Consider the following 14,348-nt stretch of genomic DNA (forward strand, 5'->3'; position numbering starts at 1 on the left):
TCTTTTCAGGAATAACTACATGCTCCAGTGTTAGGCGGGCTCGACTGCCTGTGGCACGGACTTATCCGTACAGCAGACTGCCCTTTATTTCATAGATTTTCTGGAGTAACCGGACCTGCTGTTTCTTCTCCTCATCGGAATCGGCATGAAGATAATTCTCTACCATTCTGTATCCGAATACGATCAGAATCATCTCATACACACAGTGCTCTTCCAATGGCGGTGCCTCTGCATAAGCTGCAAAGCCTTTGTAATATGCAGGCACACAGCGCTGGTAATATTCCACCATGTGATCCATATCGGCTTCATCTGCAATCAGGCTGGCCAGATCTTCTCCCAAATAACCCCACCCTGAGGTGTCCCAGTCGATAAGATTTATTTTCCCGTCTGCATAGAAGATATTGGTCACCCAGAAATCCCGATGGTTCAGCACAAGAGGCAGCCGTTCAATCCGGGCGAAGATGGCGTCCGAGTTCTCATCAATGTCTATAAGCATCTGCCGTATATGAGGCGGGAAATCACACGCTTCGGAACGGATGTAATCATAGACGAGAGGCCATGAACGATAGTGCAGATACGTATTTTTCATCAGATCAGCATGGCTAAGATTATCCAGACGCTGCAGCACTTCCGGCTGTTCCGCATACAGCTTGCCTTGATAACGTCCCAGCTCCAGTGCGGCCTGCTCATACATCTCCCCGGACAACTCTAAACCAGACACGCCATCAATATATTCCAGCCAGAGCTGAAATTCCGTTTCTTCGGCATTCATCTCAGCGTGGTAACAGGTAGGCCAGCGCAGGGTGTCCGTGAAAGTGGTTACGAGCTCAGATTGATAGAGATCATATTCGCGGCGCCAGGAGTTCGGGTCATTGTAACGCTCCCATTTAGAAGAAATTTTCAGCACGACCTGGTACGGCAGCTTTTGACCATCAGCCGTTTCGGCTGTTCCCGTTACGAGACTGACATTGCCGACAGTTCCGCCATGCAGTTTGACGGTAGAAGTGTCAGCTCCGACAATCTCCTTCTTGAAGTAGTTAGACAGCGCTTGATGTAACGTGTTCATTGTTCTATTCATTTTTTCCAGCCTCCGTTTTTCTTCTTTTGTTTATTCCACATGGCGTTTGTTTTGTCTTTTGCTCTTTTGTCGATGAGGTAGCTTGTTCTATGTTGCACAAACCTGTTCTCCTGCTGCTGGGAAACATAGCTCTCCCAACGTTCGCTTGGCAGTGAACCGTCATTTATTGCGGCGAGGACTGCACAGCCCGGCTCGGTCTGATGGCGGCAATCGGTGAATCGGCATTGTGCAAACAGCTCTTCAACATCGGCAAAGCTCGCACGAATGCCATCCTCGGCAGAAAGAGTCCCAGCTCCCGCATCCCAGGGGTATCCATTACCATTGCCCCGGAGGGAAGCATGAATAGCTGCCGATGGGTTGTGGTATGTCTCCCCCGGCTGTCCTGCTCTCGAATGGCTTGAACCTTCATAACGTCCTGCTCCATTAAAGCGTTCAGCAGGGAGGATTTTCCCACACCGGACATCCCAAGAAAAACAACCGTTTGCCCGGGTGTCAGATAAGGATGAAGCTCGCCCATTCCCATACCGGTGTGGCTGCTGATGACGTGAACAGGTACATCGGAGATGCGTCTCTTCACTTCGGCAAGCATGGGTTGAACATCTGTGATCAGGTCGGCTTTGGTTAAAATAATGACGGGTGTACCGCCGCTCTGCCTGGCTTGTGTCAGGTACCGAAGCATACGATTCACGCTCAGATCACCGTTCAGTGAAGACAAGATAAAGACTGTATCAAAATTGGATGCGACAACCTGCTCCAAGATCGTTTTGGCATAACCGGCAGCGTGACCCGCATAATCTGCACGCGAGAACTTGGAACGACGAGGAAGCACCTTAACGATCAGGGAATCACCTGTATCGCTGTAGTGCAGCAGTACAAAATCGCCAACACACGGGAATTCTGCGCGCAACGCTGCATGGTGATAAAATGAGCCCTTCAGTACCGCGGTGACTTCGCCTTGCCCGGTCATGACCGTAAAGCGTTCCCGCTGAATCTCGGTAATTCTGCCGGGTAACCATCCATCAGGAATCTCTTCTGTTTCTATATAGCCATAGGTTCTCAAATCCATCATTTGTATTGTTTTAGCTCCTTTAAAGTTGTTTTTGGACGCAAAAATGCCGCAAACAAGCAGCCTCTGAAGAAGCTGCTGTTCTGCGGCATCAGGACGCAAAAAAGATACGACCTTGATCGTATCTTCAAACAGCAATATTCACGAAAGGTTACTTTGGATGGCATAACAAAGAAGCCGGGATTTATCCCGCTTTTTCAGAAATGCCGACTATTCAGTTTTAAGACCAAACCACCATAACCATAGTAGTAGTAGCTGCCATTAAAAACCTCTCCCTTCGTGTAAGGAACTCGCTTATCGCTAAGCTATCTAAAACATAACTCAATATGGAAAATAATTCAATCAATAATATGATCACTTTCTATTGAAATCTACTTACCTACCGTCACATTCATGGACCCCTGTTTGTTGATCATCTGATGAATCATGGCAAGCAGCCGCACTGTAAGATCAGCTCTGAAATTCAGCCGATATCCACCGCGTACACGATCGACGAATCCGAGTTCAATGCATTCCGTAAGAACCTGCTCCAGATCGACGGATGCCGGAAGCTGTGTACGCAATGTCTCTTCATCTACTGCGTAATACGGCTTCAAATCATCTATATTTCGCAACAGCGCGAGCAAAACGTGCCGTACATCATCAGATAACAGGGTGAATGGGAACTCTGCTTCTGTACTTAACGTTTCAATCGCTTCCTCAAGAAATGTTGGTGAGGCGATGCACACCAGTCGATCCTTGGCCCAAAGGCCCAGCCCTGCCGGGCCAAGGTGGATATGTACAAGGGAGGCGTGCCCTTCCGAATGAACTGGCGTTGTGGATACAGGCCCTTCGGCCAGGGTAATCATTTTTTCAAGAAATCCAATACGTTCTGTCAATTCCATCTGATGAAATGCCTCACGGATTTGAGGAATTAACGAGGTGAGTCCACCCTCCCGGCCTAACAGGTAATCGGCTGTGCAGTCATAGAGATCGGCTAACTTTACAATTAAGGACAAATCCGGCAAGGAGTCGCCATTCTCCCACTTGGACACGGCCTGTGCAGATATGGATAAATGCCTCCCTAACTCTTCCTGGGTCATGCCGCTGGATCGGCGAAGCTTCGCAATTTTAGTACCTGTATGCTTCAGATTGTTCATTCAAAAAGCCTCCTTCGAAATGTTTTCTATAGCATAACTTGCGGTCATCATCTCGTGTATGGAGGCGCAAGTGAAATCTCAACCAGCAGTTGATATGGATGTGCCAGCAGTTGAAGGACGGGAATAGATGATAAATTGCCCCTCACTGGCAGATTCGCCCCCGGACCAGCCTACAGGCAGTCCCTGATTTTTATAAATCTCAAACATAGCTTCGAAATAAGGATGTGACTCATTTTTGTATTTGGCTCCCACCATACGTGTTAGATGCTGTATATTTCTACATGTCTGATGCAGAGGCCTGCTTGCTCAAGGCATAAACTTGTCATTTTGCCATGCTGTATTTTACATAATTATGGAATGGGACGTTTCGCTATGTTACAATCCATCTATGACAAAGTTTGGCGTAGTTAGGATGGGGATAGGATGAACCAACGCAGGCTGGCGATGATGCGCCTTATGGATTCCAGACAGAAGTTCACAGCACGTGAACTGGCAGAGCGGTTCGAGGTGTCGGTGCGCACCATTCAGCGTGATCTGGATGCATTACAGGCGCTTGGCTTCCCGCTGTACACCGAGGTGGGGGCTAACGGTGGATACCGGGTGCTGCCCAACCGCATTTTACCCCCTTTACAGCTGAATCAGCAGGAAGCGCTGGGGCTGTTTATGATGCTTGAATATTTGGAGCAGGTGCCGGATTTTCCATACGGTTCAATCCGCGAGCATCTGGCAGAGCAGTTTTTCTCCACACTTCCTGCCGATGTGCAGGAACGGATCACAGGCATGAGGGATCACATTGCATTCATTCAGCATCCCGGGGCACATGTGAATGCCTTGACATCAGAGCTATTAACAGCCGCTTCCGAGAAGAGGGCCATTACGTTTATGTATCACGCCCGCAGTGGATGGAAGAGGGTGAACGTGTATCCCTTCGGCATTTATTATGAGCAGGGATACTGGTACATGCCTGCACGGAATAAAGATCGAGTATTGTTATACCGTGTTGACCGGATGTGTGAGCTTACCGTGCTGGATCAGACGGATGATTCGGTGCCTGCATTGAAGGCGTGGCTGAAGCAGACAGAGAATAGAGCAGGCGAAGAAGTTGTGTTACGCTTCACAACATTCGGTGCCAGAATGGCTGCATCGGATGTGTTGTTTAGAGCGGTGGTCGATCAGGAATGGCGCGGGCTTGTGCCGCGTTCAGAGTTTTCTTTTACAGCACGCAGACTGCTTTCCTATGGACCCGAGGTGAAGGTGATATCTCCCCCGGAATTGCAGGAGCAGGTTCGCAGCATGCTGGAGCAAAGTGTGATACAGTACAGGCAAGAATAGAGGAGATCGACACTTCAACTAGAACATATAATCTTGAAAGGGGGGCTACCATGAGTCGATTCATAACAAGTTTAACCACTTGCTCTGTGCAGAGTCCATGTGAGGAACAACGGCGGTTGTTTGCATAGAGCCGGAATTATTTTACCGCCATCATTGACTTGGAGTAATAACGTCTGAAGTTTCTCGTACGACTCTGCTGCCTTAAAGAAATCATTTAAGGAGTGGAGCAATATGAAATATACAAATGCCGATGCCGTCCTTCCGGAGGCCCTAATCAAGGAAATTCAGCGCCGGTTTCCCGGGGGATTGATCTATATCCCGAAGCCCAAGGAAGCACGTATCAAGTGGGGGGAACGTTCCGGCAGCCGCGAGTGGATACAGGAACGCAACCGCGAGATGTGTAACCGTTATACGCAGGGCGAGACAATCGACCAGCTGGCAGAGCGGTTTTGTTTATCCATCGACAGCATCAAAAAGATCGTGTACTGCAGGAAAAACCGTGAAAACAGATGATCAAACAATTCCTATTGAAGCCATATTCGAGCGATCGGATGTGGCTTTTTGGCATGTAGAAAATGATTAACAAAAGAATGCTCCATATTCGTCTATAGAAGCACACTTTACAATAGAGCCAAGAGCGAGTGTTGCAAATGCGGGGCAGCTTGGTGCTGCAAAGCTAAGCGGAAAGGGTGAATCCAGTGAACATTCAAGTTGAACTAACGGATCAGAAGCAGGCTTATATCATCAAAAACATGTACCCGTTATACCTGCACGACCTGTCCGGTCATTACGGATTACAAGAAGAACACAGGCCGAACGAGCATGGCATATTTGAAGTCGGCTCAGAGTACAGGACACTGCAGGATCAGTACGATGTGCAAAACATATGGTGGGGAGACCCGGAACGTCTCTATCCTTTTCTTATGAAGGTATCGGGTATGCCTGCGGGGTTTGCCTTTGTTGCCACGCCGCCTTATTGCCGGCAGGACATCGATTATTTCATGCATGAATTTTTCCTGCTGCAGCCGTTCCGCGGGTTGGGACTTGCAGAGCAGGCGGCAGCAGCGATCTTTGAGAGGTTTCGGGGCAAATGGGCGCTATTCACCAATGCAGCGGAGAAAAACAAAGTAGGCCAGCATTTCTGGAGAAAAACAGTATCCAACTATACTCAAGGTGTGTATGAAGAGAGCGTTGCGGAAACAGGCTGTGAAGATGGACCCAAGCTCGTGTTTCAATTCACTAATCATGCAGTCTAGAGGTAGGAGAATGGCGTGAAGGATTCCCATGATGCGAACCCTCTCATGAATCAGGCTCACCCTGCATCTCATCAGATGCAAGGTGAGCCTGCAGAGATGCCGAATCACGGCTGTGCAGATAAGATTAAAACTGATTCATCCTAGTAATTCATACGTGCAAACGTGGCATCGCCTTTCACTGTGGTGCTGCTGGAGGCATTCACTGTATCCAGCTGCAGTACGTAATCATAATGCCGGATGTAATATCCGGGCTGGCTGAAGGATTGCAGGGAGACTTTGCTGCTGTCGGCCCAGCCGGGGCTGATGAGGAACGTGGCATCTCCCTTGTAGGCCATGGTGTTGGCGAAGGCTTCGAGTACAATTTTGTTACTGGTGTTCCGTTTCAGGAAATATCCCGGATAGTTGATGGACTCTAATGAAATGCCGCTGGAGCTAGCAAGGCCTGATACAACACGGAACTGAGCGTCAAGCGCAGGAGAGACATTGGCATCAATGCGGGCGACATAATTGGTGTGACGGATCATGCGATCCGGTACGTTATGTGAAACAAACTGACTGTAGCCTGTGGCTTCGGGGTTCGATGGACCCAGCATTTTGACTTCATGCAGCGTTGGGGTGTACCAGTTGCCGGGATTGTTCCACAAGACAGCATTGACCATATTGATCCGTACATAGCGGGCAGTAAAATGCACAGCATCCGTGGTAAAGCCATATGTCAGATTGTTGGTGCGATCCAGCGCAGCGTAGTTCACGCCATCATTGCTCATCTCGATCTTGTATTTGTAATACCCCTCGGAGCCTTTATACATAAACCAAGAAATGTCGACCTCGGTAATCGTCTTCGGTGCGCCAAAATCGACCTGCCACCATGCCGGCCAGCTGTTGGAGGAAGCAACCCATGAGGTCTGATAATTTCCGTCATTAACGAGCGAAGGAGACGAGCCGGACGCAGTGGAGCTGGCCGAAGCCGCTTTGCCTTGGGCATGATTGACGAGTGCAGGCAGCGTAATCTGGCCTGTTGCCGCATCTATATTCCACGTGGTGTACCATTCCAGCGAGGCCGTTCCATTTGCGTCATTCAGCGTGAGCGGTAGCCAGATGTGTTTATGCTCGCCGAGATTCATCGGATTCCAGCGATCAGCCATATAAATATAGGAGGTTGTGCTGCTGCCCTGAATCGTGGCGATATCATGAATCTGGGAGCCAAAGGCCGACGGGTTGCCGTAAGGTGTGAGCGCAGTCCAAGGACCGGTCATGGATGTGGCCGTGGCGTATGCACCCTGATTCGGATACCAGCCGGCAGCCTGGGAGGTGAAGAGATAGTAGCGGTTTCCTTTTTTCACAACGGCTGGGGCTTCACGGTAGGCATTCTCGAACATCCATCCTTCAAACGACTGTATCCCCGTATAGCTTGCATTCATTTTGAAAATAGCCATCGTATCATTAGCCCCGCCATTTTTACGGGAGGCTGTAACCAGATAACCCGTGCCGTCTGTGTCCACAAAAACAGTCATGTCCCGAGACTCATAATCGAGCGGGCGGAAGCTGCCCTCATACGTGAATTTGCCGTTGGGTGTACTGCTTGTCGCGACCGCTACGCGGCCGAGGTTATAATCTGTGCCATTCTCATAATGTGCCCAGAGCACATATTGCCCGGTTGAAGCATTATAGATCACTTTGGGGCGTTCAATCTTGCTGGAGGCCAATTCGGTGGCGGAGTCTTTGGTCAGAATAGCATTGCTGAAGGTCCAGTTTTTCAAATCGGTTGAGGTGTAGACGTTGACACTGTCAAATTTGCCGCCTACCGCATGTTCACCATACAGATAATACGTGGAGCCAACCTGCAGGATGTTACCGCTGTTTGCGTGAATGGGATTGCCTGCCGTATCAAGCCAATCGGTGCCATTGGTAATTGTCACACTAGCCGCACCTGCTCGTTCAGGATGCAGGCCGTACAAGGTGAATGCGAGCGCGAAAACCAGAAGCCAGACCGTCTTTCGTTTCCCCATTACGTACACCTCCACAATGATAGGAATAAATAATAGCGCTTTCATTTATATTGTAATTGATTTACAATCTTTGGCAAGTGAACATTTCGATGAGAGATGAACAAAGCAGCAGGCCAGAAGGCAAGAGCAGCAAGAGCGAGGGTCCGAATGCGAATGAAACGGAAATGAAGCCAAGGTAGATCGGATGCCGTATACTTCTGTTAGCGTGTTTTATTTCAAAAAATCTGGTAAAGGGTGCGGGAGGGCTGATTGTTATGATGAATCCCTTGTGGTGTGAGGTAAATTCAATAGAAGACTACTTATCAACGATCGAGAGGCTTCCTTACGGGAAGGACGGGTATTATTTTCGCGGAGAAAACAGGCGTTTTTCCTGTCAGAATTCCCGTTTATTGCGCCACACCTTCTCTCGATTACTTCGCGATAACCCGCAATACTATGTCGATGTCGTGAATGATTATATGCACGATATGGCGGATGAAGCGGGTATATGGGAACAGGAGCATGTACTGGCCTGGTGTCATCAGGAGGGCCAGCCAACGAACCTGCTGGAGCTGACAACCTCTCCGCTGCAGGCTTTATTCTATGCCAGCTTGTATCGAACGGATGGAAGTCTGGAGCGAGGCCAGGATATATATGTATATGGATACGCGAAGACGAATATGGTGGATGCAACCCCTTTGATCCTTGAAAATACAAAAATGCCTTCAACCCGTTATAACCTGCTTGAAGATATGAACGATGATCCCCGGTGGAACCGCATGGTTGGGGGTACCAATACCGATAAAGCTATCCCAAAAGAATCATTGCCGGATTTATCCCGATTCCCTTACTTGACCTATGAGGTGCCACCCAGACATAGAGACTCACATCAACCGGGCAGTCTGTATTTCTATCAATTGTTCCAGCTGCGGTCTGCATCAGACTCTGAATTGCCCTATGACCTCATAACGCAGCAATATACACCTGCATTGGTCATTAAAGTGACTGAAGCCGATCGGATTCGGCAGGAGCTCCAGCTCCGCTCAGAGGATTTACGGATATGATCTAAATATCATGAACGGAGTGTCCGTACCGAATATGATAGCAACATTGTGTATGTCTTCTCATGATATAACTGTCCTGTGCCCGTGACGGGTGCTACTTAATTCAGTAGGGGGATAACGTTATGAACGAGACATGCAGAAGACTGGAAGGACAATTGGCTCTGGTAACAGGAGCGAGCAGAGGCATTGGGCGCAGTATTGCAATCCGTCTGGCACAGGAGGGCGCGTATGTGCTTGTGCACTTCGGGACGCGGCAAGCCGAAGCGGAGCAGGTTGTGCGGCATATTACAGATCATGGTGGACAGGCCCAAGCCATTGGAGCTGATTTACGCACGCAGGGTGGCATTCATGCATTATTTGCCAAGGTTGATGATGCTGTTCAGAAGCATGGACGAGACGACAGGCTGGACATTCTGGTAAATAACGCGGGGATCGGGCAGATTCTCGGTCTGGAGCAGACGACAGAGGCTTCGTTCGACGAAGTGATGAACATAAATGTAAAAGCTCCCCTGTTTGTAACGCAGCAGGCAGTCCCGCGCCTGCGGGATGGGGGGCGAATCATTAATATTTCTTCTTTTGTTACACGAGTGGCTTCCCCAGGGGTGTTTGCCTATAGCATGACGAAGGGAGCGGTGGATACCTTCACGAAGCTGCTGGCGAAAGAGCTGGGAAGCCGTCAGATTACGGTCAATGCAATCCAGCCGGGCATTATTAATACCGAGATGAATGCAGGAACACTCACGAACTCGCAAGGACAGGCATATGCAGCAGGCTTGTCTGTTCTGAACCGCTGGGGAGAGCCGGAGGATGTTGCAGATGTAGCTGCATTTCTTGCTTCAGCGGACAGCCGCTGGGTTACCGGGCAGTGTCTTGATGCCAGTGGGGGATCACATTTATAATCAGGAATAATCGGTGATCCATACGGTGACTGGAGGGGATACAAGACGGTCAATGCAGCGGTACGCAAAAAGGTAAAGTTCACATCTGAATGGTAGCAGTGTACAACAAATCCCCTCCGATTCCATGGTAATGGAAGAGGGGATTTATTCAGCATTTTTAGCATTATGAATGTGACTGACTATGCATAATGATGGATAGAGGTGCTCAGCCAGATAATAGTGTCGAGCTATTGCCCGGAAGCTATTTGGATGTGTTCAGGAGGCTGTTCTCAATGAATTGCAGCTGCGCCTCCAGAGAGATCGGGTCATTATAAAATGAGCCATCTGCATTGATGAAATAGACGTGTTTGTTTTTTACAGCAGGAAGTGCCTTCCAGACATTGCTTTCGTATACCACATCAGGGTTACCGTCATCCCATCCCCAGTTGCTTGTGAAAATAAAGTCTCCGGCATATTCAGGCAGCTGCTCCAAGGACAGGCTTGCACCTGCACCTTCCCCGTCAATCAGTTCCTTCTGAATCAGAGGAGGAGCTTTCAAGCCAAATTCTCCATACAGAATCTCCCCGCCACGTGCACCTTTGTTACCCCATGCGTAGATTCCTTTGGCGTAGGGCTGAAGGATGGACACAGTCTGATCGCCTACGACCGCCTGAATCTGTGGTTTAACTTTGGCAATTTTGTCATTCCACTGGTCTATCCAAGCCTGAGCTTCCTTCTCTTTGCCCGTCAGCTTGCCGAATTCCAGCAATAATTCCTGGGGATTAGCCGCACCATATTTCAGACTCACGACAGGAGCAATTTGGGACAAGGCTTCATACTGGTTTTCCACCAGATAGTCATAAGCGATGATCAGATCGGGTTCCAGATTCAGTATGGCTTCCACATTGCTGCCTTCTCCCAGATCGACGATGCCTTCCAGCATGCCTTTATGATAAGGGTTTTGCATGGCATCATACGTCGATGCTACCGGCTTGACACCCAGCACCAGTAAATTACCGATGGCACTGCCCGTCAGATCGACAATTCGCTGTGGATGGGCGGGAATGGTGATCGTCCCTCTGCTATCGGTATAGGTCTGAGTCGCTGGTGTGGCTGTCTCGGCTACTGTAGCCGGCTTTTGTTGAGATATGCCGGATTCTGCTGTTGGACCTGTTCCGGCGTTGTTCGTGGCAGTTGATCCGCCGGCACATGCCGAGAGAATCAGGGTGAAGCACAAGAGCAATGCCGCTGTGGCGATGGATGATGATCGTTTTGTCTTAACCATGGATAAACCTCCGCTTGGATGTAAATGAGAATCGTAATCAATGAAACTATAGCATTGGGTTCCAGTGGCAACAAGGGCAGATCGGGTACGCACCTTGGGCAAATCCGGTATGTAGCTTCCGTTCTGAGCAATAACTGCCCGGTACTGCGTGGGAGTTACGCCATATACTTTTTTGAAACTGCGGCTCAACGTATGGGCATCCGGGTATCCAACGAGTTCAGCGATCTCCTGAAGTGGCGTGTCTGCGTGTGTTAGCATTCGGGCAGCCTGCTGTATGCGAATAATTGCTAGAAGCCGGATGGGGCTTTCCTTTACACGAGATTTGAATAGTTTGGTCAGATAGCTGATGCTGCAATCGAACAGGTCTGCCAGAGATTGCAACGTGATGGGTTCCATGTAATGCTGTTCCATATAATGTATCACTTGGGCTGGCAGATCAGGAGGGACTGGGTTGATACCTTGCTGCTTCATCTGTGAGAGAAGGGCGTGAACAAACGAATAGAACAGCGCTCGTGCCTGTAACTGATGGAGTCTGTCCTGTATCGTCCAGTGCTCGTACATATCTTCCAGCTTGCGTAGCAGTGAAATGGGATATTCCGGGAGGAACACACACTGATGCAGGAAGGGACTATCGGGCAGCGGTCGTTTCTTCAGAGGATGAGAAGCGGGTAACATTAGAATAGCTCTGTACAGAATTAAACAATATTCAAATCGCTCTTCTGCGGTAATATTTAATAAAGCTCCCCGGCCTCCTTGAAGGACATGGAATCGTCTCAGATTATACACGTTGTGGTCTAGCTGTAATGTGGCATGACCATCCAGCACATATACAAATGCATGTGCCGGGAGTTGATAACGTTGCAGGTTCTCTCCTGGCTCCAGCACGGCAAGCCGAATATCCATGACCTGGATTGAAGCATAATTCCACCAATAGATGTGATCGTCTAGTGTATGGGTCATCTGTACCATCCTCCTACCATGAGGGCATTTCTTATATTATATTGATAATGATTCTCAACGTAAAGAGCAGACAAGGGATAACGGGCCACTGGAGACCTGTTATCCCTTGCTCTATAACTGGATGATGAGGTACTTCCACTACTGGGTATGATCTGTCTATCTGTCTCCAGAGTTTGTGTATTTATCCTCGTATTGAGATTGCCGCATACCTACCTTTGGTTTGATTATGCGATGGGATATTCCTATTTGCGGCCTTTGCGCACCTTGAGCTGCATGCGTTTGATCGTCGTATGTTGCATAACCTCCAGCACGAGTGGACCTTTGCCGTTCAGAATCTCTACATCGGTCACGTTATCCAGGATAGTAATGATGCCGATATCGTCTGCGCTGACGCCTTCAATCTTGGCAATTGTACCTACAAAATCAACAGCCCGCAGCTTTTTCTTCTTGCCACCGTTGAAGTTCAGCTTCATAATCTGCTGGTTCAGCTGTTCACGCTTGTCCTTTTTGCGTTCGGGTACAATTCGAAGCCGCTGCTCAAAGGCTTCCCTATGGCGATCTACTTCTTCTTCGGAAGGGGCCTGTACCACAGGAATCTTAAATCCGATATAGGCTTCAATCTCGGCAAGACGTCTGCCATCCTTCGGTGTCACCAGCGTGAAGGCTCTGCCGGTTTGCCCTGCGCGACCCGTACGGCCTGTACGGTGCACATAGCTTTCTTTTTCCAGCGGGATATCGTAGTTGATCACGTGAGTGATATTCGTAATATCAATACCTCGCGCGGCTACATCGGTTGCCACCAGATAGCGGAATTGTCCGCGTCTGAAGGCGTTCATGACTTCAATCCGTTCATCCTGCTCCATACCGCCATGAATGCGGTCCACCGGATAGTCCAGGTCAGCCATGACCCGAAACAGCTTATCCACATTCTCCTGCGTACGGCAGAATACGATGCAGCTATCCGGGTTCTCCATAATAAACAAGTCCTGCAGCATAGCGGTTTTATTCACTTCCGATGTATGAATCACGGCATGCTCAATCGTGGCTGTGGTGAGTCCACTGGCTTTGATCTCGATCTCTACAGGGGTGTTCATATACTGACGGGACAGCTTGGCTACGTCTTCCGGAAACGTTGCGGAGAACAGCATCGTTGTGCGATCCTGCGGCAGCGCGTGAATTATGGCCTGTACCGTCTCGATAAAGCCCATGTTCAGCATCTCATCGGCTTCGTCAATGACCAGATAAGCGATGCGCTCCAGCGGCAGCGTGCCCCGTTCTATATGATCGAGAACCCGGCCCGGTGTACCAACGGCAACGTGGGTTCGTTGTTTCAGCTCGGCTTTCTGAATGTGAAAAGGGGATTGTCCGTACAGCGCGGTTGCTTTAATGCGTTTAAAACGTCCGATATTCGTGATATCTTCATTGACCTGCAAGGCCAGCTCTCGTGTAGGTGTCAAAATCAAGGCCTGAGGTTTATTTTCGTTCCAGTCAACCAGCTCACAGAGCGGGATGCCATATGCGGCTGTTTTGCCACTGCCCGTCTGGGATTTAACGACCAGATCCTGCTTCTCCAGTGCAACAGGAATAACCTGTGTCTGAACCTCGGTAGGCTGCTCATAGCCCAGACTGTCCAATGCTCTCACGATTTCATCACTCAGTCCGTAATCTTTAAAATGCGGTTTAATCATCGTTTACCTCTTTTGCGTTATAGTTTGGGATGCGGACAGTGTACTCATGTGACGTTGGCCTATACCACATCCCCATGATTTTACTTATAAGTATTGCTCCGTACATGTACCGTATACTCGCCTTATTATACCCTATGTGCAAGTAATGAAGGGTGGTAATTAAAAAGGCTTCGCATTGCAGGGTTATATCAATCCTTTATATTGATGTTTTAGCCAGTGCATCCGTGCACCACCAGTGAATCCGTGTGTCAGGTTTATTGGTGCATCCGTAGATCGGTAGATCCGTGGACCTCTATAATGATGTATCAATCGCCCTTTATATCGGTTAACGGTTGCTTATGAAGGCTTAAATGCAAATTTGAAGCACAATCCGGATACCTTGTATACTGTAACGATCTCAGATGAGCTTATTTGGGGAATATAAGGGCTTCTATAATTGTAACGATCTCCAGAAACCTTATTTCGCTGAAAATCCACGATAAACGCTCTTTTTCACATGAATCTCACTGTATAAGCTTTCCTTGGACCTATGTCAATAAAGTAGACACTTACGCTACGGATTTGTCCGTAAATTTCTTTGCAAAACGAGCAGGGGAAAGATAACCTAGCGCACC

The 14,348-nt window shown here is 48.9% G+C and carries 12 protein-coding genes; 5 read left to right on the forward strand and 7 right to left on the reverse strand.

What is annotated here, in order from left to right:
• Positions 1-61: 61 nt before the first annotated feature.
• The 4 genes from ACQSGY_RS21845 to ACQSGY_RS21860 form a co-directional block, all read right to left on the reverse strand.
• Positions 62-1,078 (reverse strand): phosphotransferase family protein, encoded by a 1,017-nt coding sequence (locus ACQSGY_RS21845; protein ID WP_427180660.1) that lies wholly within the window; start codon positions 1,076-1,078, stop codon positions 62-64.
• Positions 1,079-1,241: 163 nt separating this feature from the next.
• Positions 1,242-2,147, reverse strand: coding sequence for a ribosome small subunit-dependent GTPase A (gene rsgA, locus ACQSGY_RS21850; protein WP_427180662.1), 906 nt, complete (start codon positions 2,145-2,147; stop codon positions 1,242-1,244).
• 368 nt (positions 2,148-2,515) lie between these two features.
• The gene (locus ACQSGY_RS21855; RefSeq protein WP_427180664.1) at positions 2,516-3,283 is read right to left on the reverse strand and encodes a helix-turn-helix domain-containing protein; all 768 of its coding nucleotides are present in this window, start codon (positions 3,281-3,283) and stop codon (positions 2,516-2,518) included.
• A gap of 78 nt (positions 3,284-3,361) precedes the next feature.
• A complete protein-coding gene (locus ACQSGY_RS21860) occupies positions 3,362-3,538 on the reverse strand; it encodes a hypothetical protein (protein WP_427180666.1) in 177 nt (58 codons plus the stop codon).
• A 168-nt stretch (positions 3,539-3,706) separates the two neighbouring features.
• Between ACQSGY_RS21860 and ACQSGY_RS21865 the strand changes: the two genes are divergently transcribed.
• From ACQSGY_RS21865 to ACQSGY_RS21875, 3 genes are all read left to right on the forward strand, one after another.
• The gene (locus ACQSGY_RS21865; protein ID WP_427180667.1) at positions 3,707-4,615 is read left to right on the forward strand and encodes a helix-turn-helix transcriptional regulator; all 909 of its coding nucleotides are present in this window, start codon (positions 3,707-3,709) and stop codon (positions 4,613-4,615) included.
• A gap of 231 nt (positions 4,616-4,846) precedes the next feature.
• Complete coding sequence (locus ACQSGY_RS21870; RefSeq protein WP_427180668.1) at positions 4,847-5,128, forward strand: CD3324 family protein; 282 nt, start codon at positions 4,847-4,849, stop codon at positions 5,126-5,128.
• A 176-nt stretch (positions 5,129-5,304) separates the two neighbouring features.
• The gene (locus tag ACQSGY_RS21875) at positions 5,305-5,871 is read left to right on the forward strand and encodes a GNAT family N-acetyltransferase (RefSeq protein WP_427180670.1); all 567 of its coding nucleotides are present in this window, start codon (positions 5,305-5,307) and stop codon (positions 5,869-5,871) included.
• A gap of 140 nt (positions 5,872-6,011) precedes the next feature.
• Here ACQSGY_RS21875 and ACQSGY_RS21880 read toward each other — a convergent pair whose 3' ends face one another.
• Complete coding sequence (locus tag ACQSGY_RS21880) at positions 6,012-7,880, reverse strand: AbfB domain-containing protein (protein ID WP_427180671.1); 1,869 nt, start codon at positions 7,878-7,880, stop codon at positions 6,012-6,014.
• 254 nt (positions 7,881-8,134) lie between these two features.
• On the opposite strand from ACQSGY_RS21880, the gene ACQSGY_RS21885 reads away from it, so the two are divergent.
• A complete protein-coding gene (locus tag ACQSGY_RS21885; protein WP_427180672.1) occupies positions 8,135-8,923 on the forward strand; it encodes a hypothetical protein in 789 nt (262 codons plus the stop codon).
• Between the two features lie 122 nt (positions 8,924-9,045).
• Complete coding sequence (locus tag ACQSGY_RS21890) at positions 9,046-9,822, forward strand: SDR family oxidoreductase (RefSeq protein WP_427180674.1); 777 nt, start codon at positions 9,046-9,048, stop codon at positions 9,820-9,822.
• A gap of 241 nt (positions 9,823-10,063) precedes the next feature.
• Here ACQSGY_RS21890 and ACQSGY_RS21895 read toward each other — a convergent pair whose 3' ends face one another.
• A complete protein-coding gene (locus ACQSGY_RS21895; protein ID WP_427180675.1) occupies positions 10,064-12,046 on the reverse strand; it encodes an AraC family transcriptional regulator in 1,983 nt (660 codons plus the stop codon).
• A 242-nt stretch (positions 12,047-12,288) separates the two neighbouring features.
• Positions 12,289-13,734, reverse strand: coding sequence for a DEAD/DEAH box helicase (locus ACQSGY_RS21900; protein ID WP_427180677.1), 1,446 nt, complete (start codon positions 13,732-13,734; stop codon positions 12,289-12,291).
• Between the last annotated feature and the right edge of the window lie 614 nt (positions 13,735-14,348).

Origin of the sequence: Paenibacillus sp. TC-CSREp1 (assembly GCF_050171015.1) — a bacterium.
GTDB lineage: Bacteria > Bacillota > Bacilli > Paenibacillales > Paenibacillaceae > Paenibacillus > Paenibacillus silvae.

Coding starts and splice junctions, on each gene's coding strand:
- ACQSGY_RS21870 (WP_427180668.1), top strand. CDS start 4,847: ATGAAATATACAAATGCCGATGCCGTCCTTCCGGAGGCCCTAATCAAG.
- rsgA (WP_427180662.1), bottom strand. CDS start 2,147: ATGATGGATTTGAGAACCTATGGCTATATAGAAACAGAAGAGATTCCT.
- ACQSGY_RS21900 (WP_427180677.1), bottom strand. CDS start 13,734: ATGATTAAACCGCATTTTAAAGATTACGGACTGAGTGATGAAATCGTG.
- ACQSGY_RS21895 (WP_427180675.1), bottom strand. CDS start 12,046: ATGACCCATACACTAGACGATCACATCTATTGGTGGAATTATGCTTCA.
- ACQSGY_RS21860 (WP_427180666.1), bottom strand. CDS start 3,538: ATGGTGGGAGCCAAATACAAAAATGAGTCACATCCTTATTTCGAAGCT.
- ACQSGY_RS21880 (WP_427180671.1), bottom strand. CDS start 7,880: ATGGGGAAACGAAAGACGGTCTGGCTTCTGGTTTTCGCGCTCGCATTC.
- ACQSGY_RS21855 (WP_427180664.1), bottom strand. CDS start 3,283: ATGAACAATCTGAAGCATACAGGTACTAAAATTGCGAAGCTTCGCCGA.
- ACQSGY_RS21845 (WP_427180660.1), bottom strand. CDS start 1,078: ATGAATAGAACAATGAACACGTTACATCAAGCGCTGTCTAACTACTTC.
- ACQSGY_RS21865 (WP_427180667.1), top strand. CDS start 3,707: ATGAACCAACGCAGGCTGGCGATGATGCGCCTTATGGATTCCAGACAG.
- ACQSGY_RS21890 (WP_427180674.1), top strand. CDS start 9,046: ATGAACGAGACATGCAGAAGACTGGAAGGACAATTGGCTCTGGTAACA.
- ACQSGY_RS21885 (WP_427180672.1), top strand. CDS start 8,135: ATGATGAATCCCTTGTGGTGTGAGGTAAATTCAATAGAAGACTACTTA.